This is a genomic window from Lelliottia sp. SL45 (assembly GCF_026672535.1).
Taxonomy (GTDB): Bacteria; Pseudomonadota; Gammaproteobacteria; order Enterobacterales; family Enterobacteriaceae; genus Enterobacter; species Enterobacter nimipressuralis.
Genome location: NZ_JAPPRH010000003.1, coordinates 2,714,866 through 2,733,637, shown reverse-complemented (window position 1 = coordinate 2,733,637; position 18,772 = coordinate 2,714,866). Strand labels below are relative to the sequence as shown.

19 protein-coding genes and 1 other annotated feature are annotated in these 18,772 nt (G+C 55.0%); of the genes, 10 read left to right on the top strand and 9 right to left on the bottom strand.

The features are described 5' to 3' along the window. Positions 1 to 66 precede the first annotated feature (66 nt). Both OVA10_RS19345 and ykgO read left to right on the top strand, forming a co-directional pair. Positions 67 to 327: a type B 50S ribosomal protein L31 gene (locus OVA10_RS19345; protein WP_095281030.1), complete on the top strand. Its 261-nt coding sequence runs from the start codon at positions 67 to 69 to the stop codon at positions 325 to 327. A 2-nt stretch (positions 328 to 329) separates the two neighbouring features. Further along, the gene (ykgO, locus tag OVA10_RS19340) at positions 330 to 470 is read left to right on the top strand and encodes a type B 50S ribosomal protein L36 (protein ID WP_005125190.1); all 141 of its coding nucleotides are present in this window, start codon (positions 330 to 332) and stop codon (positions 468 to 470) included. On the opposite strand, the gene OVA10_RS19335 is transcribed toward ykgO, so the two are convergent. Next, positions 467 to 1,177: a GNAT family N-acetyltransferase gene (locus tag OVA10_RS19335; RefSeq protein ID WP_268196631.1), complete on the bottom strand. Its 711-nt coding sequence runs from the start codon at positions 1,175 to 1,177 to the stop codon at positions 467 to 469. The genes ykgO and OVA10_RS19335 overlap by 4 nt on opposite strands. Before the next feature lie 100 nt (positions 1,178 to 1,277). On the opposite strand from OVA10_RS19335, the gene pdxR reads away from it, so the two are divergent. Then, positions 1,278 to 2,735 carry a MocR-like pyridoxine biosynthesis transcription factor PdxR gene (gene pdxR / locus OVA10_RS19330; protein ID WP_268196630.1) on the top strand — a complete coding sequence of 486 codons (1,458 nt, stop codon included), beginning with the start codon at positions 1,278 to 1,280 and terminating at the stop codon, positions 2,733 to 2,735. Here the strand turns inward: pdxR and OVA10_RS19325 are convergent. The 6 genes from OVA10_RS19325 to acrA form a co-directional block, all read right to left on the bottom strand. Continuing rightward, positions 2,707 to 3,174: a YlaC family protein gene (locus OVA10_RS19325; protein ID WP_100777376.1), complete on the bottom strand. Its 468-nt coding sequence runs from the start codon at positions 3,172 to 3,174 to the stop codon at positions 2,707 to 2,709. The genes pdxR and OVA10_RS19325 overlap by 29 nt on opposite strands. 117 nt (positions 3,175 to 3,291) lie before the next feature. Next, positions 3,292 to 3,843, bottom strand: a complete 552-nt coding sequence (maa, locus tag OVA10_RS19320; RefSeq protein ID WP_268196629.1) for a maltose O-acetyltransferase — start codon at positions 3,841 to 3,843, stop codon at positions 3,292 to 3,294. Between the two features lie 215 nt (positions 3,844 to 4,058). Beyond that, entirely contained in the window at positions 4,059 to 4,277 is a 219-nt protein-coding gene (locus OVA10_RS19315; RefSeq protein WP_012016344.1) for an HHA domain-containing protein, read from the bottom strand. A gap of 27 nt (positions 4,278 to 4,304) precedes the next feature. Then, positions 4,305 to 4,679 carry an Hha toxicity modulator TomB gene (gene tomB / locus OVA10_RS19310; RefSeq protein ID WP_100777374.1) on the bottom strand — a complete coding sequence of 125 codons (375 nt, stop codon included), beginning with the start codon at positions 4,677 to 4,679 and terminating at the stop codon, positions 4,305 to 4,307. A 511-nt stretch (positions 4,680 to 5,190) separates the two neighbouring features. Further along, positions 5,191 to 8,337, bottom strand: coding sequence for a multidrug efflux RND transporter permease subunit AcrB (gene acrB, locus OVA10_RS19305; RefSeq protein WP_100777373.1), 3,147 nt, complete (start codon positions 8,335 to 8,337; stop codon positions 5,191 to 5,193). A gap of 22 nt (positions 8,338 to 8,359) precedes the next feature. Further along, positions 8,360 to 9,553 (bottom strand): multidrug efflux RND transporter periplasmic adaptor subunit AcrA, encoded by a 1,194-nt coding sequence (gene acrA, locus OVA10_RS19300; protein WP_100777372.1) that lies wholly within the window; start codon positions 9,551 to 9,553, stop codon positions 8,360 to 8,362. A 142-nt stretch (positions 9,554 to 9,695) separates the two neighbouring features. Between acrA and acrR the strand changes: the two genes are divergently transcribed. Both acrR and mscK read left to right on the top strand, forming a co-directional pair. Further along, positions 9,696 to 10,349, top strand: a complete 654-nt coding sequence (gene acrR, locus OVA10_RS19295) for a multidrug efflux transporter transcriptional repressor AcrR (RefSeq protein ID WP_100777371.1) — start codon at positions 9,696 to 9,698, stop codon at positions 10,347 to 10,349. Between the two features lie 107 nt (positions 10,350 to 10,456). Then, positions 10,457 to 13,810, top strand: a complete 3,354-nt coding sequence (gene mscK / locus OVA10_RS19290) for a mechanosensitive channel MscK (RefSeq protein WP_268196916.1) — start codon at positions 10,457 to 10,459, stop codon at positions 13,808 to 13,810. 22 nt (positions 13,811 to 13,832) lie between these two features. Here the strand turns inward: mscK and rsmS are convergent, their stop codons facing one another. After that, complete coding sequence (rsmS, locus tag OVA10_RS19285) at positions 13,833 to 14,003, bottom strand: pleiotropic regulatory protein RsmS (protein WP_123429357.1); 171 nt, start codon at positions 14,001 to 14,003, stop codon at positions 13,833 to 13,835. Positions 14,004 to 14,015: 12 nt separating this feature from the next. Beyond that, a complete protein-coding gene (gene priC / locus OVA10_RS19280; RefSeq protein WP_123429356.1) occupies positions 14,016 to 14,543 on the bottom strand; it encodes a primosomal replication protein N'' in 528 nt (175 codons plus the stop codon). Positions 14,544 to 14,593: 50 nt separating this feature from the next. On the opposite strand from priC, the gene OVA10_RS19275 reads away from it, so the two are divergent. The 5 genes from OVA10_RS19275 to recR all read left to right on the top strand — a co-directional run bounded on the left by OVA10_RS19275 (position 14,594) and on the right by recR (position 18,689). Next, positions 14,594 to 14,971, top strand: a complete 378-nt coding sequence (locus tag OVA10_RS19275) for a DUF454 family protein (RefSeq protein WP_100777368.1) — start codon at positions 14,594 to 14,596, stop codon at positions 14,969 to 14,971. Positions 14,972 to 15,125: 154 nt separating this feature from the next. Next, positions 15,126 to 15,677, top strand: a complete 552-nt coding sequence (apt, locus tag OVA10_RS19270) for an adenine phosphoribosyltransferase (protein WP_010428187.1) — start codon at positions 15,126 to 15,128, stop codon at positions 15,675 to 15,677. A gap of 89 nt (positions 15,678 to 15,766) precedes the next feature. Next, positions 15,767 to 17,695, top strand: coding sequence for a DNA polymerase III subunit gamma/tau (dnaX, locus tag OVA10_RS19265; RefSeq protein WP_268196628.1), 1,929 nt, complete (start codon positions 15,767 to 15,769; stop codon positions 17,693 to 17,695). Continuing rightward, positions 17,025 to 17,089 (top strand) — a sequence feature (DnaX frameshifting element). It overlaps the preceding gene by 65 nt. Before the next feature lie 56 nt (positions 17,696 to 17,751). After that, positions 17,752 to 18,084, top strand: coding sequence for a YbaB/EbfC family nucleoid-associated protein (locus tag OVA10_RS19260; RefSeq protein WP_052283815.1), 333 nt, complete (start codon positions 17,752 to 17,754; stop codon positions 18,082 to 18,084). Beyond that, positions 18,084 to 18,689, top strand: a complete 606-nt coding sequence (recR, locus tag OVA10_RS19255) for a recombination mediator RecR (protein ID WP_100777366.1) — start codon at positions 18,084 to 18,086, stop codon at positions 18,687 to 18,689. Before OVA10_RS19260 ends, recR begins: the two co-directional genes overlap by 1 nt. The last annotated feature ends 83 nt before the right edge of the window (positions 18,690 to 18,772 follow it).

The following is an 18,772-nucleotide window of genomic DNA, read 5'->3' as shown; positions in this document are numbered from 1 at the left end:
GGTTGTTTTTTGTTCGCGACTCGGATACCATTTTGTTATGTTATAACAAAACATGACGAGATGACCATGAAAGCTGATATCCATCCGTACTACCGCACCGTCGTTTTTCACGACACCAGTGCGAACGAATATTTTAAAGTAGGCTCGACCATTAAGACCGACCGCGAAATCGAACTCGACGGCGAGACGTTTCCGTACATCACCATCGAGGTGTCATCGAAATCGCACCCGTATTACACCGGTAAGCAGAAAACCTTCTCGACCGAAGGCAGCGCGGCCCGTTTCCGTCAGCGTTTTGGCGGTTTCATTAATGCGAAGCGAGGTTAATCATGCAGGTACTTAACTCGCTGCGCAGTGCAAAACAGCGCCATCCGGACTGTCAGATTGTTAAACGCAAAGGCCGCCTGTACGTGATCTGCAAAACGAATCCGCGGTTTAAAGCGGTGCAGGGACGTAAGAAAAGACGTTAGTTCTGTAGCATTCGCCAATTTTCCAGGGACTTTATCTGCTTGCCGTCGGCGCTGAAATTGTCGGCGGCAAGCCAGTTCTGAAAGGCGCGATCCCGTGTCTCCCACTCTTTATCTATGATTGAAAACCAGTCCGTATCGCGGTTGTGGCCTTTGGTCACCAGCGCCTGACGGAAACGCCCTTCATACTGAAATCCTAAGCGCAGCGCCGCGCGCCGTGATGGCTCATTGAGGCTGTTGCATTTCCACTCAACGCGACGATAGCCCAGCACCTCAAACACGTAGCGCATCAGTAAATACTGGGCTTCTGTGGACATCGGCGTGCGGCTCAGCAGGGGGGAGAAATGGACATGACCCACCTCCACCACGCCGTTTTTCGGATCGATGCGCATGAGCGCCAGCGTGCCGACGGGAGCCTGAGTCTGGTTGTCGATGACCGCGAAGTGAATCGGATCGGACAGTGTGCAGACGCTCTCAACCCATGCCGTAAACGCCTCTACGTTTGCATCCGGTTCACGCAACAGCCAGGTCCAGCTGCGGGTATCTTCCGCCAGCTGATAAGCGGCGAACAGCGCGGCGGCGTGTTCCGGGCGTAGCGGCGTTAAGGTGCAATAGCGTCCGTTTAGCTCTACGCGCTCTGGATACGGTCGCGGCTGCCAGTCGATAAGTTCATCGCCCACTGGCTGACCAAACTGGTTGAATTGATTCATCTTGATTCCCGTTGGCTTAAAGAGAGCCTCAGAGTAAGAAAAATGTGGCTCTGTAAAAAGGTCCACATGAGTGTGTTATGGTGGTACCACGGAGGGCGAGATGAACATTCCAGGCGACGACTTTTACACACTCATCACCCAGGCGCTGCAACGCCGTGGGGCTGAAACACTCCAGCGCACGCTGTATCGGGCATTGCGTGAGGCGATTCTGAGCGGCAGATTGCAGGCCGACAGCCGGTTACCCGGCTCCCGTCTGATCGCCCAACAGTTAGCGATTTCGCGTAACACGGTGAACGGCGCACTGGAACAGCTGACGCTGGAGGGTTATCTGCTGCGCAACCGACAGGGCACGCGGGTGGCACATCTCGCGCACAGTCACGCCGGGCAGTCATCGCAAGCCCTGGACATCACCCTTGCGCGCCGGGTGGCGAATCTTCCTGCGCCGACACCGCGTGGTACTCCGGTGCCCGCGTTTACCCCCGGTACGCCTGCGATCAACTATTTCCCGCTGCCTCTGTGGCGGCGTCTGTACGATCGGGTTCTGCGCGAAGAGGGCAGTGCGCTGCTGGGCTATGGTTCACCGGCGGGTGAGCTTACGCTTCGTGAGGCGATTGCCCGTCATCTTGCGCTCTCGCGCGGCATCCAGTGTGATGCCAGCCAGATTGTGATCACCGAAGGGGCGCTGGAAGGCGTCAGTCTTTGTACCCAGCTGTTGAGTGAAACAAGGGATATCGCCTGGATTGAAGATCCGGGGTACGCCGGGGCGAAAAGTGTGTTTGCCAAATCGGGCCTGACGATGGTCGGTATGCCCGTCGATGAAGAGGGCATGCGTCTGGAAAACCATGAGCACTCACCCAAACTGATATTCACCTCACCGTCGCACCAGTTTCCCTACGGGAGCGTGTTAAGTATTAACCGGCGGCTGGCGCTGCTGGAGTTTGCCCGTCAGCACAATGCCTGGATTATCGAAGACGATTACGACAGCGAGTTTCGCTACAGTGGCGAACTGGTTCCAGCGATGATGGGGATGCAGGAGAACGCGCCGGTGGTGTATCTCGGGACGTTCAGTAAAACGCTCTTTCCGTCGCTGCGTACCGGATTTATGGTGCTCCCGAAGGCGTTAGCCCGCGCTGCGCACCCGGCCATCGGCTCGCTGCTGCGCGGTGGGCATCGCGCCGAACAGCGCACCCTGGCGTTGTTTATCGAAGAGGGGCACTACGCGCGCCATCTTGCAGCGATGCGCAGGCTGTATCGCAAGCGCTACCGACAGCTACGCGAGGCGCTCGCCGCTGAACTGCACGTTCCACATCGGGTGCTGGCCGGTGAGGGCGGTATGCATCTGACCGTTGCTATTGATGGTGTGGATGATAAAGCGATTGTGCAGCAGGCAAGAGCCTTTCAGCTCGCACCGGCCGCCCTGAGCGGTTACTACCTTGATACAAACCAGGGACAAACCGGGCTGGTGCTGGGATACGGGAATACGTCAGCGTCGCAGTTTGCGCCTGGGATCAGGCGCTTGCAGACCCTGATTACGCAGTGGCAGGGCGAGAAAGGGTGAAGACGTCGTAGAACGACAGTTCACCTTTGGTGGAGATCATTTTCTGCAGTTTCGCCTTTTGCTCGTCTTCTACCTTTGGCGAATGCAAAATATTGCTGATCAGCTCCGACGGCACATAGCGCGTGTTGTACCACTCACCGTTATAGCAAACGCGGAAATCGAGTACATCGATATCTTCATAGCGATAGCGGGGATTAACGTCGAAAAAGAAAAAGCCGTTAAAGACGACGAAAAGTACCACCAGCAGCCAGACCGAGTCGATCAGCGTTTCTGACAGCAGCATAACGACCAGCGTCGCCAGCAGTGCGGCGTACATCGCCAGGAACAGGCCAGGGTGTTTACGGATAAAGCTAATGCTAAAGCGCGGGCGATTATCGCGCTTTTCGCGGGCATTCAGATCGTCGATGGTTTCAGTAAGCAGGCGCTGTATCTCTGTCATTTATAACCTTCATGAATTTTGCAAAATACAGGGGATCTGCCCATTTTAGGGGAGCGGTGGGGGTGAAAGAAGTAACAGTTATGGGCATAAAAACCATAACAGTTACCGGCTTCTGCCTTAAAGCGTTTTGATGATCTTCGCCGGGTTGCCCCCGACCACCACGTTACTCGGCACGTTTTTGGTGACCACCGCACCGGAAGCCACCACCACGTTATCGCCAATCGTGACGCCTGGGTTTATTACCGCGCGACCACCGATCCACACATTATTACCGATGGTCACTGGTTTGCCTAATTCAGCGCCGCTGTTGCGTTCTGTGGCATCCAGGGGATGGGTGGCCGTGTAGATGTGCACGCCTGGCGCCAGCATACAGTTATCACCGATATGAATAGGGCAGACATCCAGCATCACGCAGTCGAAGTTGGCGTAGAACGATTTACCGAGATAAATGTTATAGCCGTAATCGCAGCGAAAGCTTGGCTCGATATAGGCATCTTCTGCCTGGCCGAGAAGCTCCGTCAATATTGCCCGACGCTCAACTTTAGCATCGGGTTCCGTATGGTTATAACGATGAACCAGATGGCGCGCGCGCAGACGCTCTACCCGCAATGTGTCATCAGAGGGGCGGTAAAGCTCACCGGCAATCATTTTCTGTTTTTCTTCACTCATGGGAAACCTCACGGGAATGGTCCTGACGCTACAGCGTAAAGAACCTCGTCGTGAAAGGGAACGTTCCCATTAAGCTGATGTGATGATAATCACAACATTGTTGCCGACGTGCACGTTTGAAACGATGGGTCTGTTTGCCACGCAGGGATCGTATATCGAAAGGTGAATTCAGCGTAAGAAGGTAATGATATAACCTCAAAACAAAGCACTACGTATTAACGGACAAATTTCCACACAGATACTGGGATTTTGTCATACAGTTTATTCATCGTTAACTCTGCAAGGCGGTGGTCGGCTGCTGAATAAAATACAGCCAGTTCATGATCGGGAAGTTCATATTTATTCTTTTCAATAACACGCTCCAGGGTGTCCAGTGACTGGCAGCGTCGCAAGCGCATCAAATAATCTGTCTTTGTTAATGGTTTATCAGACATAAATTCACCTTAGTAATTGTAATAATTTTAACATGAATGACTGACCGGGTTAGCTCTGCTCGCGTTGATGAAACAACGGAATAGGCGGTTTCCCGATTTACGCCATTTTTGCAAATCTTGTGTGTTAATGCCGTAACTGCTGAACAACATAAAGGTGTCGTCCAGATATTCATCAATTTGCTCAATCAATTTATTATCTTCATTGTACTTAATTTTATAATTAAGTGCGAAGGTTGCTATATGCTCTATGAGTTCATTTAGCTGCAAATTGATTGCGGAGGTCGGATCATTAACCCAGCCATGGTTACTTTCATCAAGATTGGCAAGGCAGTCATGGTACAAGGATTCGCAGAGAAATTTCAACTGCGCGATATCATGCCTTTTTGGCGAGTATTCGTCCATAGCGCATCCCCTTTTGAGTGATTCTTTACTCACCCGAGCAACGCTGTCGGGATGGATACAACTAGCTTACCTTAACGGGTGCTGTTTCCTGATGTCTTTAACTATAAGCCATGCTGATCAAGATTTCACCGCGCTATTACGAAAAATTACAATTAAAACGTTAGCCGCCGTTCGTCTCTGAATCTCCCTCATTCACGGTGCCAATTTTATCTAAATCATGGCAGAGATTTTGTCGGCTACCTTAGGATTCATCATGTTAGCTAAAACTTACACCTGAAATGTGGAATCCCAAATCTTCCTCATTACCTAAAACCGCCAGGAATAATCCTAATATCTTTCGGGCAAACGAAATAATTAAATAATTGCCGTAAGGATTAACGATGACTTTAAACAACAGAAGTTCAATGCGGTGACATAAAATAAATAAACGAACAATAAGCGTAATTTATGATTTTCGTCAGATAAAGAAAAAGGCCGCAATTTGCGGCCTTTTTAGCATGTGAAACCGGTATCAGTGATGATCTACTGAGTGACTGTGTTCCACATCTTCATTCTTGCGGCTAAAGCGGCGGCGTACCACCACGAAGAACACCGGAACGAAGAAGATAGCCAGTACGGTTGCGGTAATCATCCCGCCCATTACGCCGGTACCCACGGCGTTCTGCGCGCCGGAACCCGCACCGGTACTGATAACCAGCGGCATTACCCCGAGGATAAACGCCAGGGAGGTCATCAGGATTGGACGCAGACGCATACGTACCGCTTCCAGCGTGGCCTCAACGAGACCTTTGCCCTCTTTATCCATCAGATCTTTGGCGAATTCGACGATAAGTATCGCGTTCTTCGCCGACAAGCCAATGGTTGTCAGCAGGCCCACCTGGAAGTAAACGTCGTTGGTCAGGCCACGGAATGTCGCGGCCAGCAGCGCACCGATAACACCCAGTGGTACCACCAGCATGACGGAGAACGGAATCGACCAGCTCTCGTACAATGCTGCCAGACACAAGAACACCACAATCAGCGAGATGGCGTACAGGGCAGGGGCCTGGTTGCCGGACAGACGTTCCTGATAGGACATCCCCGTCCAGTCGTAGCCGATGCCGGAAGGGAGTTTCGCCGCCAGTTCTTCCATCAGGTTCATCGCTTCACCGGTACTTCTGCCTGGTGCCGCCTGACCAAGGATTTCCATCGATGGCAAGCCGTTGTAACGCTCCAGACGCGGTGAACCGTATTCCCAACGTGAAGTAGAGAAGGCGGAGAACGGAACCATCTGACCTTCGCTGCCGCGCACATACCAGTTGTTGATATCGTTCGGCAACATACGGTACTGCGCTTCAGACATCACGTACACTTTCTTCACACGACCGCGGTCGATGAAGTCGTTGACGTAGCTACCGCCCCAGGCTGCGCCCAGTGTGGTATTGATGTCGCTGATAGACACGCCCAGCGCCTGTGCTTTTTCCTGGTCGATATCGATCTTGTACTGCGGGGTATCTTCCAGGCCGTTAGGACGCACACCGACCAGCAGATCAGGATGTTTCGCCACTTCGCCAAACAGCTGGTTACGAGCCTGAGTCAGTTTCTCGTGACCCAAACCGCCCTGGTCGATCAGCTGGAAGTCGAAGCCGGTTGCCGTACCCAGTTCGACGATCGCTGGCAGGTTAAAGGCGAATACCATCGCATCTTTAATCTGCGAGAAGGTTCCCATCGCACGCCCGGTGATCGCTTCGACTTTGTTCTCATCGCCTGGACGCTCGCTCCAGTCTTTCAGAGAAACGAAGGCGATACCGGTGTTCTGACCACGACCCGCAAAGCCAAAGCCGTTAACCGCAAACACGGATTCAACGTTCGCTTTCTCTTTGGTGAGGTAGTAGTTGGTCACTTCATCCAGCACTTTCTGGGTACGTTCTTGCGAGGCACCCGCCGGAAGCTGTGCCATCGTCAGGAACACGCCCTGGTCTTCATCTGGCAGGAAGGAGCTTGGCAGACGAACGAACAGGAATGCCATGCCCACGACGATAATGATATAGAGCAGCAGATAACGACCAGTACTGCGCAGAATGTTGCCTACGCTGTCGGTGTAATGGTGCGTGCTCTTATCGAACATGCGGTTAAACCAGCCGAAGAAGCCTTTATGCTCGCCGTGGCCGCCTTTCTGAACAGGTTTCAGCATGGTGGCACAGAGAGCAGGGGTCAGAATCAACGCCACGAGAACCGACAGCGCCATTGCCGAAACAATGGTGATGGAGAACTGACGGTAAATCGCACCGGTTGACCCACCGAAGAAGGCCATCGGGATAAATACCGCAGACAGAACCATCGCGATGCCGACCAACGCGCCCTGGATCTGGCCCATGGATTTACGCGTCGCTTCCTTCGGCGGCAGCCCCTCTTCGGCCATCACACGCTCGACGTTTTCGACCACCACGATGGCGTCATCCACGAGCAAGCCGATGGCGAGCACCATCCCGAACATCGTCAGGGTGTTTATCGAGAAGCCGAATATCGCCAGTATTGCAAAGGTCCCTAACAGTACGACCGGAACGGCGATGGTTGGAATCAGCGTCGCGCGGAAGTTTTGCAGGAACAGGTACATAACCAGGAACACCAGGATGATCGCTTCGACCAGCGTTTTCACCACTTCGTGAATCGAGATTTTAACGAACGGTGTGGTGTCATACGGGTAAACGATTTTCAGACCTGACGGGAAGAACGGCTCCATTTTTGCGAGTTCAGCACGGATCGCGGTCGCGGTATCCAGGGCGTTCGCACCGGTCGCCAGTTTAATCCCCAGACCGGAAGCCGGCTGGCCGTTAAACTTCGCCACGATGTCGTAGTTTTCACCGCCCAGCTCAACCTTCGCAACGTCGCGCAGGCGAACCTGAGAACCATCCTGATTGACCTTCAGCAGAATTTTGCTGAACTCATCGGCGGAGGTCAGACGGGTCTGCGCGATGATAGAGGCGTTCAACTGCTGCCCTTTCACCGGCGGTGTACCGCCTAACTGACCGGCTGCAACCTGGGCGTTCTGCGCTTTAATCGCGCTAATCACGTCGACAGGGGTCAGCTGGAAGTTGTTCAGTTTGTTCGGGTCCATCCAGATACGCATCGCGTACTGGGAACCAAACAGCTGAACGTCACCCACACCTGAAGTACGGCTGATGGCGTCCTTCATGTTGGCGCCCACGTAGTCGGAAATATCCTCCTGCGTCATGGTGCCGTTGGTGTTGATAACGCCGACAACCATCAGGAAGCTACTGGAGGATTTCTCCACGCTTACACCCTGCTGCTGGACTTCTTGCGGCAGTAACGGCATCGCCAGCTGCAGTTTGTTCTGCACCTGAACCTGCGCGATATCCGCATCCGTACCAGACTCGAAGGTCAGCGTGATCTGAACCGTACCGGTTGAGTCACTGTTGGAGGACATGTACATCAGGTTATCGATACCGTTCATGTTCTGTTCGATAACCTGAGTCACGGTGTCCTGCACCGTTTTTGCATCAGCCCCAGGATAGGTCGCGGTGATCGAAACTGCTGGCGGCGCAATCGTTGGATATTGCGCTACGGGCAGCTTCAGGATCGCCAGTCCCCCTGCAAGCATGATGATGATGGCGATCACCCACGCAAATATGGGGCGATCGATAAAGAAATTAGGCATGTCTTAACGGCTCCTGTTTAAGTTAAGACTTGGTTTGTTCTGACTGGCCACCGGCTGCGGCTTGTTGTTTATCGTCAGATTTGACTTCCTGCGCTTTCACCTGCGCGCCAGGACGTACTTTTTGCAAACCAGTGACAATCACGCGATCGCCATCTTTCAAACCGTCCGTCACCAGCCATTTGTCGCCAATCGCCTGCGTAGCAGTGATTTGACGCGTTTCGACTTTGTCATCCGCACCCACAACCAGCGCGCTGGCATCACCGCGTGGCGTACGTGTTACGCCCTGCTGTGGCACCAGAAGTGCGGTTGGGTTGGTGCCTTCTTCAAGACGGGCACGCACGAACATACCTGGCAACAGCGTGTGGTCAGGGTTCGGGAAGATTGCGCGTAAGGTGATAGAACCAGTGGTTTGATCGACGGTCACGTCAGAGAATTCCAGCGCGCCAGCCTGTGGGAATTTGATGCCATCGCTGGTCACCAGCTCCACTTTTGCTTTGCCGTTTTCTTGCTTCAGCGCACCGCTTGCCAGCTCTTGTTTCAGACGCAGGAAATCGTTGCTGGACTGCGTAACATCAACATAGATCGGATCAAGCTGCTGCACGGTAGCCAACGCGGTGGCCTGACCGTTCTGCACCAGCGCACCTTCGGTGACAGCTGATTTACCAATGCGACCGCTGATAGGGGAGGTCACTTTGGTGTACGCCAGGTTAATGCGTGCCGTTTCAACAGCGGCTTTTGCAGCGAGTACCGCAGCGTTAGCCTGTTGAGAATCGGCCAGCGCCGTGTCGTAATCCTGTTGGCTGATGTACTGCGTGCCGAGCAGCTTTTTATAACGGTTCAGGGTCACCTGAGAAATTTTGGCTGCCGCTTCGGCTTTCGCCAGGTCACCTTTCGCACTGTCGTACGAGGCCTGATAGGTTGCCGGATCAATCTGATACAGAGAAACACCCGCTTTGATATCACTACCCTCGGTGAAGTTACGTTTCAGGATAATGCCGCTAACCTGAGGACGAACTTCCGCAACGCGGTAAGCGCTTGTACGGCCTGGTAATTCTGTGGTGATTTGAAGAGGTTCAGTTTTCAGCGTAACGACACCTACTTCTGGCATCTGCTGTGCTCCTTGTTGAGCCTGTTTCTCATCACATCCTGTAAGCGCTAAGCCGCCTGAGAGCATCAGAACGATCGCCAGAGGCGTTAACCCTCTGTTTTTGTTCATATGTAAACCTCGAGTGTCCGATTTCAAATTGATCAATGGATCAAAAGTCCGCAAACCCATTGCTGCGTTTATATTATCGTCGTGCTATGGTACATACATTCATAAATGTATGTAAATCTGACTCCTGTAAATTCATTGACGTATGGCACGAAAAACCAAACAACAAGCGCTTGAGACACGTCAACACATCCTGGATGTGGCATTACGTCTGTTTTCGCAGCAGGGGGTTTCTTCAACCTCTCTGGCGCAGATTGCTCAGGCCGCTGGCGTCACACGGGGAGCGATTTACTGGCATTTCAAAAATAAGTCAGATTTATTCAGTGAAATTTGGGAGTTATCAGAATCCAGTATTACCGATCTTGAGACTGAGTATCGGGCAAAATTCCCTGACGATCCACTCTCAGTTCTGAGAGAAATTCTGGTCCATGTCCTTGAGGCGACGGTCATTGAAGAAAGACGCCGCCTGATGATGGAAATCATCTTCCATAAATGTGAGTTTGTCGGTGAAATGGCCGTAGTGCAACAGGCGCAGAGAAGCCTGTGTCTGGAGAGCTACGATCGCATCGAATATACTCTGAATCAATGCATTCAGGCGAATATGCTGCCGGAAAATTTACTCACCCGCCGCACCGCCATCCTGATGCGCAGCTATATCTCCGGGCTGATGGAAAACTGGCTGTTTGCCCCGCAGTCCTTTGACCTGAAAAAAGAAGCACGCAGCTACGTCGCCATTTTGCTGGAGATGTGCCAGTTCTGCCCGACGCTGCGGATGGAGCCGGGCGCGCTGCCAGCCTGATCGGTACCAGGAATTCTCCTGGAGGATTGCCTTCGCGCTATTCTGCTTTCACCTGCCGTGATATCCTTCGCACCAGACTATTCCCGGTCATTTCTGACATCAAATTCATCACTATGCTGCACTACACTCGCTCGCAAAACCCTGTTTTTGTCCTGATCTTCGCCGTGCTTTTTTTCTTCACTACGGCTTCTGCCGTTTACGCTCGCGCTGAGAATAACAGCGACGGGCCGACGCGTGCGGATGTTCAGTCTCAGCTGGATACGCTGAACAAACAAAAAGAGCTGACCCCGCAGGAAAAACTGATTCAGGCCGATCTGACCGAGACGCTCGAAACCCTTGATAAAATTGAGCGCGTCAAAACCGAAACCGCCCAGCTGCGTCAGAAAGTGGCTGAAGCGCCGGAAAAAATGCGGCAGGCGACCGCCGCGCTGAATGCCCTGAGCGACGTCGATAACGACGACGAAACCCGCAAAACCCTGGCCACGCTCTCGTTGCGCCAGCTTGAATCCCGTATGACTCAGGTGCTCGATGACCTGCAGACCGGGCAGAGCGATCTCGCCACTTACAACAGCCAACTGGTCTCGCTGCAAACCCAGCCGGAGCGCGTGCAGAATGCCATGTACTCGGCCTCTCAGCAGCTCCAGCAGATCCGCAACCGCCTGAATGGCACCACGCTCGGCGAGGGGGCGCTGCGCCCGACTCAGCAAACGCTGCTGCTGGCCCAGCAGACGCTGCTCAATGCGCAGATCGACCAGCAACGCAAAAGCCTTGAAGGCAACACCATTTTGCAGGATACGCTGCAAAAGCAACGGGATTATGTCACCGCTAATATTAATCGTCTGGAACACCAGCTCCAACTCCTGCAGGAAGCGGTCAACAGTAAGCGCCTGACGCTAACCGAAAAAACCGCGCAGGAAGCCGTCTCGCCGGATGAAACCACCCGCATCCAGAACAACCCGCTGGTGAAGCAGGAGCTGGATGTGAACCATCAGCTCAGCCAGCGCCTGATTCAGGCTACCGAAAGCGGTAACTCGCTGGTTCAGCAAAATATCAAAGTGAAAAACTGGCTGGATCGCGCCCTGCAGGCCGAACGCAATATTAAAGAACAGATTGCGGTGCTCAAGGGCAGCCTGCTGTTATCGCGCATTCTGTATCAGCAACAACAGACGCTGCCCTCCGCCGACGAGCTGGAAGACATGACCAACCGCATCGCGGATTTGCGTCTGGAGCAGTTTGAAATCAACCAGCAGCGTGATGCGCTTTTCCAGAGCGATGCGTTTGTCGCCAAAGTGGAAGAGGGCCATACCAGCGAAGTGAACGACGAAGTGCACGACGCGCTGTTGCAGGTGGTGGATATGCGCCGCGAGCTACTCGACCAGCTCAACAAACAGTTGGGCAACCAGCTGATGATGGCGATTAACCTGCAAATCAACCAGCAGCAGCTGGTGAGCGTGTCGAAAAGCCTGAAAGAGATCCTCACCCAGCAAATCTTCTGGGTTAACAGCAACAAACCGATGGACTGGGACTGGCTGAAGTCCTTCCCGGAGGCGCTGAAATCCCAGATCAAGAGCATGAAAATCACAGTGAACTGGGAGAAAGCCTGGCCTGCGGTGATGATTGCCTTCCTGGCCGGGCTGCCGCTGCTGCTGATTGCGGGGCTGATCCGCTGGCGTCTCGGCTGGCTCAAAAAATACCAGGCGAAGCTCGCCCATGAAGTCGGGCAACTGCGCAACGACAGCCAGCTCCATACGTCAAAAGCGATTCTTATCGATCTGATCCGCGCCCTGCCGGTATGCCTGTTTATTCTGGCGGCGGGGCTGATTCTGCTGACGATGCAGCTCAACATCAGCGATCTGCTGTGGGCGTTCAGTAAAAAACTGGCGCTGTTCTGGCTGGTGTTTGGCCTGTGCTGGAAAGTGCTGGAAAAAGACGGGGTGGCGGTGCGTCACTTCTCAATGCCGGAACAGCTCACCAGCCACTGGCGTCGCCAGATTGTGCGCGTGAGTCTGGCGCTGCTGCCGCTGCACTTCTGGTCCGTCGTGGCTGAACTTTCCCCGCTGCATCTGATGGATGACGTGCTGGGTCAGCTGGCGATTTTCCTCAACCTGCTGCTGATCGCCGTGCTGATGTGGCCGATGTGCCGCGACAGCTGGCGCGATAAAGAGTCGCATAATATTCGCCTAATCACCGTCACGGTGCTGGCGATTATTCCGCTGGCGCTGATGGTGCTCACCGCGACGGGCTATTTCTATACCACACTGCGCCTGTCGGGCCGCTGGATTGAAACCGTCTACCTGGTGATCCTCTGGAACCTGCTCTATCAGACGGTGCTGCGCGGGCTGAGCGTCGCGGCGCGCCGCATTGCCTATCGCCGTGCGCTGGCGCGTCGTCAGAATATGGTGAAGGAGGGCGCAGAAGGGGCGGAGCCGCAGGAAGAGCCGACTATCGCCCTGGAGCAGGTCAACCAGCAGACGCTACGCATCACCATGCTGGTGATGGTGGCCCTGTTTGGCGTCATATTCTGGGCGATCTGGTCTGATTTAATCACCGTGTTTGCCTATCTCGACAGTATTACGCTGTGGCAATACAACGGCACCGAAGCCGGTGCGGCGGTGATGAAAAGCGTGACAATGGGTAGCCTGCTGTTCGCGCTGGTCTCATCGGTGGTGGCCTGGGCGTTAATTCGCAACTTACCGGGGCTGCTGGAAGTGCTGGTGCTGTCGCGCCTGAACATGCGCCAGGGCTCGTCTTACGCCATCACCACTATTCTCAACTATGTGATTCTGGTGGTCGGGGCGATGACCGTCTTCGGCTCGCTGGGCGTCTCATGGGATAAACTGCAGTGGCTGGCCGCCGCTCTGTCGGTGGGTCTGGGCTTTGGTTTGCAGGAGATCTTCGGTAACTTCGTCTCCGGTCTGATCATTCTGTTCGAACGCCCGGTGCGTATCGGCGATACGGTCACCATTGGCACGTTCTCCGGGACGGTCAGCAAGATCCGCATCCGCGCGACGACAATTACCGACTTCGATCGCAAAGAGGTGATCATCCCGAACAAAGCCTTCGTCACGGAACGTCTGATCAACTGGTCGCTCTCCGACACCATCACCCGCGTGGTGATCCGCCTCGGCGTGGCGTACGGATCGGATCTGGATAAAGTGAAAGAGGTGCTGCTGCGGGCCGCAACGGAACATCCGAAAGTGATGCACGATCCCGCGCCGTCCGTCTTCTTTACCACCTTCGGGGCGAGCACCCTGGATCACGAGCTGCGTTTATACGTGCGAGAGCTGCGCGATCGCAGCTATGCGGTGGACGAACTGAACCGCACCATCGATCGTCTGTGCCGTGAAAACGACATTAATATCGCCTTCAACCAGCTTGAAGTGCATCTGCGCAACGAGAAGGGCGACGAGCATACGGAAGTGAAGCGCGAGATCAAAGGCGACGATCCAACACCAGCCTAATCGAACGCCTTCTTCTTCAAGTTCAAGGAAGAGGGGCAGGGTGAGGGCGATCGTCCCTCACTTTCCCTTCGAAATCGCGCCGCACAATCTCCAATGCTTTCAGCACCGTCTCTGCCGGCAGATCATGATTTTCCAGCAGCATAATCAGATCGACGGCCAGTTTGACTTCGTCGGGGGCGTTTTCAAGCGACATGTTCATCTCCATTTAGCGGGTCATACGCGCAATTACGCGCTCTATCTCATCCAGCGCCTGACGGCAGCGGGTGAGTCGTCCTTCCAGGGCGGAAATTTCCCGCATCAAACGCTGCTGCTCTTCCAGGGTTTCGCTCCCTTTCAGCTGCTGTTCGCGTTCGTTTTTCATCGCATAGAGACGACGTTCAAAATCCTGATGCTCCAGCCGCTTGCGCTGCCATTTTGCCGCGCCAGGCGAGGGCGTGTCCCACGCGCGAAGCGGCCAGGCGGTCATCTCCCGGTGCAGGGCAGTTATCTGTTCCACCAGATGGTCAGCCAGCCACGCCACCTGCTCGCGTTGCTGGCTCTCCACGGCGTGACGCAGCTCATCAAGATTATGTTGGGCTTCATCGAGATAATCTTTTATCAACGTACTGCGTGTACGAAACAGCTGCCGGTCAAAGCGTGGTTTCAGCGTCGCATGCTGCAATAGCGGTGATGCCTGCGCGCGCAGGGCAATCAGCTGATTTTGCAGCGTCTCTAAAAGCAAGGCTGTTTTCAATACGCTCTCCAGTGGTAAAGTAGCCGTTCAGTTTGATAACGATTCGCATTATGAAGCGTACTATTTTAATCATCATTGGCTGGCTTGCGGTAGTGCTGGGTACGCTTGGCGTGGTTTTGCCGCTGCTGCCTACGACGCCCTTTATTCTGCTGGCGGCCTGGTGTTTTGCCCGCTCGTCGCCGCGCTTTCACCAGTGGCTGCTCTATCGCTCGTGGTTTGGCGGCTATCTGCGCCACTGGCAACAATACCGGGCGATGCCGCCTGGCGCAAAGCCTCGCGCAATTGCGGTGATCCTCGTGACCTTCGCCATTTCATTATGGCTGGTGAAGATGATGTGGGTGCGAATCCTGCTGCTGGTGATCCTCTCCTGTCTGCTTTTCTTTATGTGGCGAATCCCCGTCGTTGATGAAAAGCAACAAAAGCACTGAAGTGCAATGATGGCTGTTGCAATTATCCCGCGCAGCCAGTAAATTCGACCGTTTTCGAGCACAGGTGCGCCTGGTCAAAAGTTAATCGCTTGTTACTTTGACCATCATGTTATGCGCGCCGTGAGTAACACCGTTTTTAACCAGGCATACATTTATGACCGCGACTGCGCAGCAGCTTGAATTTCTGAAAAACAGCATCAAAAGCATCCAGGACTATCCAAAACCTGGCATTCTTTTCCGTGATGTCACCAGCTTGCTGGAAGACCCGAAAGCGTACGCACTCAGCATTGAACTGCTGGTTGAGCGTTATAAAAACGCCGGGATTACCAAAGTAGTAGGGACGGAAGCGCGTGGCTTCCTGTTCGGCGCACCGGTTGCGCTGGCGATGGGCGTGGGCTTTGTGCCGGTTCGTAAACCGCGCAAACTGCCGCGTGAAACCATTGCCGAGAGCTATGAGCTGGAGTACGGCACCGATCAGCTGGAAATTCACGTGGATGCGATCAAGCCGGGTGACAAAGTGCTGGTGGTGGACGATCTGCTGGCCACTGGCGGCACGATCGAAGCGACCGTGAAGCTGATCCGTCGTCTGGGTGGCGAAGTGACCGATGCGGCCTTCATCATCAATCTGTTCGATCTCGGCGGCGAACAGCGCCTGGAAAAACAGGGTATCACCAGCTACAGCCTGGTCCCTTTCCCGGGTCATTAATCCCTCATCCCGCAACCTCGCCCAATGGGTGAGGTTGTGTTAGCATTACCCCCCTGAATATCCACCTTCCAGCGTTGCAGAGCCTGCCCATGAGTTATCAGGTGTTAGCCCGAAAGTGGCGACCCCAAACCTTCGCTGACGTCGTCGGCCAGGAACATGTGCTGACCGCCCTGGCGAACGGTTTATCGCTAGGACGCATCCATCACGCGTATCTTTTCTCCGGCACGCGCGGCGTCGGTAAAACCTCTATTGCCCGTTTGCTGGCAAAAGGCCTCAACTGCGAAACCGGGATCACCGCCACACCCTGTGGTGTATGTGATAACTGCCGGGAGATCGAGCAGGGGCGTTTTGTCGATCTCATCGAAATCGATGCCGCGTCGCGCACCAAGGTTGAAGATACCCGCGATCTGCTGGATAACGTGCAGTACGCGCCGGCGCGTGGTCGCTTCAAGGTCTATCTGATCGATGAAGTCCACATGCTGTCGCGCCACAGCTTTAACGCCCTGCTGAAAACGCTGGAAGAGCCGCCATCGCACGTTAAATTCCTGCTGGCGACGACCGATCCACAAAAACTGCCGGTCACGATCCTGTCGCGCTGTCTACAGTTCCATCTGAAGGCGCTCGATGTCGATCAGATCCGCGCGCAGCTCGAGCACATCCTCGATGAAGAGAAGATCACTCACGAACCGCGTGCGCTGCAACTGCTGGCCCGCGCGGCGGATGGCAGTCTGCGTGACGCATTAAGTCTGACCGATCAGGCGATTGCCAGCGGCGATGGCCAGCTCTCGACCGAGGCGGTGAGCACCATGCTCGGCACCCTCGACGACGATCAGGCCCTGTCGCTGATTGAAGCCATCATCGAAGCCAACGGCGAACGCGCCATGTCTCTGGTGAACGTCGCGGCCTCTCGCGGCGTGGAGTGGGAAGCACTGCTGGTCGAAATGCTGGCGCTGCTGCATCGCGTGGCGATGCTGCAACTTTCCCCGTCGGCGATCGGCGCGGACATGGCGACGATTGAACAGCGAATGCGTGAGCTTGCGCGCACGGTTCCACCGGCTGACGTACAGCTCTACTACCAGACGTTACTGATTGGCCGCAAAGAGCTGCCGTTCGCACCGGACCGCCGCATGGGCGTCGAAATGACGCTGCTGCGTGCCCTGGCGTTCCATCCGCGAATGCCGCTGCCCGAGCCTGAAGTGCCGCGACAATCCTACGCCCCCGTCGCACCGACGGCGGTGATGACGCCGCCACCGATGCCGCAGCACGCAGCGCCACCGCCTGGGCCGGACGTTCCGCTGCCGGATGCCACCAGTTCGGTGCTCGCCGCGCGCAGTCAGCTACAGCGTGCGCAGGGAGCAACCAAACCAAAAAAGAGTGAACCGGCAGCGCCAGGAAGAGCGCGGCCGGTTAACAACGCCGCACTCGAACGACTGGCATCGGTAACGGAGCGCGTCCAGTCGCGCCCGTCACCGTCGGCGCTCGAACAAAAAGCCCCGGCGAAGAAAGAGGCTTACCGCTGGAAAGCGACGACCATCACCGAAGAGGTAAAGGTAGAAGTCGCCACGCCAAAAGCGCTGAAGAAAGCGCTGGAGCATGATAAAACGCCGGAGCTTTCCGCGAAGCTTGCGGCGGAATCCCTTGAGCGTGACGCCTGGGCCGCTGAGGTCAGCCAGTTAAAGCTGCCGAAACTGGTCGAGCAGGTCGCGCTCAACGCCTGGAAAGAGCAGGATGGAAATCATATCTGTCTGCATCTGCGTCCGGGCCAGCGTCATCTCAATTCCGCCAGCGCACAACAGGTGCTGGCTGAGGCGCTCTCCACATTACAGGGCGCGCCGGTTGAATTGACTATCATTGAAGATGATAATCAGGCGATGCGCACGCCGCTGGAGTGGCGTCAGGCCATTTATGAAGAGAAGCTCGCGCAGGCGCGCGAGTCGATTATTGCGGATAACAACATCCAGACCCTGCGCCGTTTCTTCGACGCCGATCTGGATGAAGAGAGTATCCGTCCCATTTGACCGTGAGTCAGACTCCCGGTCGTTGTCCTTAACGTGACTACTTAAGAGAGAAGCCTATGTTTGGTGGTAAAGGCGGTCTGGGTAACCTGATGAAACAGGCCCAGCAGATGCAAGACAAAATGCAGAAAATGCAGGAAGAGATCGCACAGCTGGAAGTCACTGGCGAATCCGGTGCAGGTCTGGTCAAAGTGACCATCAACGGCGCGCATAACTGCCGTCGCGTGGAAATTGACCCAAGCCTGCTCGAAGACGACAAAGATATGCTGGAAGATCTGGTCGCTGCCGCATTTAATGATGCCGCGCGCCGTATCGACGAAACCCAGAAAGAGAAAATGGCCTCTGTCTCCTCCGGGATGCAGCTGCCGCCAGGCTTTAAGATGCCGTTCTGATGCAAACCAGTCCGCTGCTCACGCAGTTAATGGAAGCGTTGCGCTGCCTGCCGGGCGTTGGCCCGAAATCAGCGCAACGCATGGCGTTTACGCTTTTACAGCGCGACCGCAGCGGCGGGATGCGCCTGGCGCAGGCACTCACCCGCGCCATGTCGGAAATCGGTCACTGTGCGGACTGCCGTACCTTCACCGAGCAGGATGTGTGCAATATCTGTTCGAACCCGCGTCGTCAGGAAAACGGTCTGATTTGCGTGGTGGAGAGTCCGGCGGACATCTACGCCATTGAGCAAACCGGGCAGTTTTCGGGCCGCTATTTCGTGCTGATGGGCCATCTCTCTCCGCTGGATGGCATTGGTCCGGACGATATCGGTCTCGATCGCCTTGAGCAGCGTCTGGAATCCGAGACGTTGACCGAAGTGATCCTCGCCACCAACCCGACGGTGGAAGGCGAAGCGACCGCGAACTACATCGGTGAACTGTGCGCGCAGTACGGCGTGCAGGCCAGTCGAATCGCCCACGGCGTGCCGGTTGGCGGTGAGCTGGAAATGGTAGACGGCACCACGCTGTCTCACTCTCTGGCTGGGCGTCACAAGCTTATTTTCTGACCAAACGGAGGCTGGAACCCTGGCCTCCGCTTGAAATTCTTCCCCGCTATCCCCATCTCACTCTCAACGTGTTCAAACCCCAT

Bases quoted from the DNA above. Each gene is read 5' to 3' on its own strand.
- acrA (WP_100777372.1), bottom strand. From the start codon at position 9,553: ATGAACAAAAACAGAGGGTTAACGCCTCTGGCGATCGTTCTGATGCTC.
- OVA10_RS19260 (WP_052283815.1), top strand. From the start codon at position 17,752: ATGTTTGGTGGTAAAGGCGGTCTGGGTAACCTGATGAAACAGGCCCAG.
- OVA10_RS19315 (WP_012016344.1), bottom strand. From the start codon at position 4,277: ATGTCTGATAAACCATTAACAAAGACAGATTATTTGATGCGCTTGCGA.
- OVA10_RS19275 (WP_100777368.1), top strand. From the start codon at position 14,594: ATGAAGCGTACTATTTTAATCATCATTGGCTGGCTTGCGGTAGTGCTG.
- acrB (WP_100777373.1), bottom strand. From the start codon at position 8,337: ATGCCTAATTTCTTTATCGATCGCCCCATATTTGCGTGGGTGATCGCC.
- acrR (WP_100777371.1), top strand. From the start codon at position 9,696: ATGGCACGAAAAACCAAACAACAAGCGCTTGAGACACGTCAACACATC.
- tomB (WP_100777374.1), bottom strand. From the start codon at position 4,679: ATGGACGAATACTCGCCAAAAAGGCATGATATCGCGCAGTTGAAATTT.
- maa (WP_268196629.1), bottom strand. From the start codon at position 3,843: ATGAGTGAAGAAAAACAGAAAATGATTGCCGGTGAGCTTTACCGCCCC.
- OVA10_RS19335 (WP_268196631.1), bottom strand. From the start codon at position 1,177: ATGAATCAATTCAACCAGTTTGGTCAGCCAGTGGGCGATGAACTTATC.
- apt (WP_010428187.1), top strand. From the start codon at position 15,126: ATGACCGCGACTGCGCAGCAGCTTGAATTTCTGAAAAACAGCATCAAA.
- rsmS (WP_123429357.1), bottom strand. From the start codon at position 14,003: ATGTCGCTTGAAAACGCCCCCGACGAAGTCAAACTGGCCGTCGATCTG.
- pdxR (WP_268196630.1), top strand. From the start codon at position 1,278: ATGAACATTCCAGGCGACGACTTTTACACACTCATCACCCAGGCGCTG.
- dnaX (WP_268196628.1), top strand. From the start codon at position 15,767: ATGAGTTATCAGGTGTTAGCCCGAAAGTGGCGACCCCAAACCTTCGCT.
- recR (WP_100777366.1), top strand. From the start codon at position 18,084: ATGCAAACCAGTCCGCTGCTCACGCAGTTAATGGAAGCGTTGCGCTGC.
- OVA10_RS19325 (WP_100777376.1), bottom strand. From the start codon at position 3,174: ATGACAGAGATACAGCGCCTGCTTACTGAAACCATCGACGATCTGAAT.
- OVA10_RS19345 (WP_095281030.1), top strand. From the start codon at position 67: ATGAAAGCTGATATCCATCCGTACTACCGCACCGTCGTTTTTCACGAC.
- ykgO (WP_005125190.1), top strand. From the start codon at position 330: ATGCAGGTACTTAACTCGCTGCGCAGTGCAAAACAGCGCCATCCGGAC.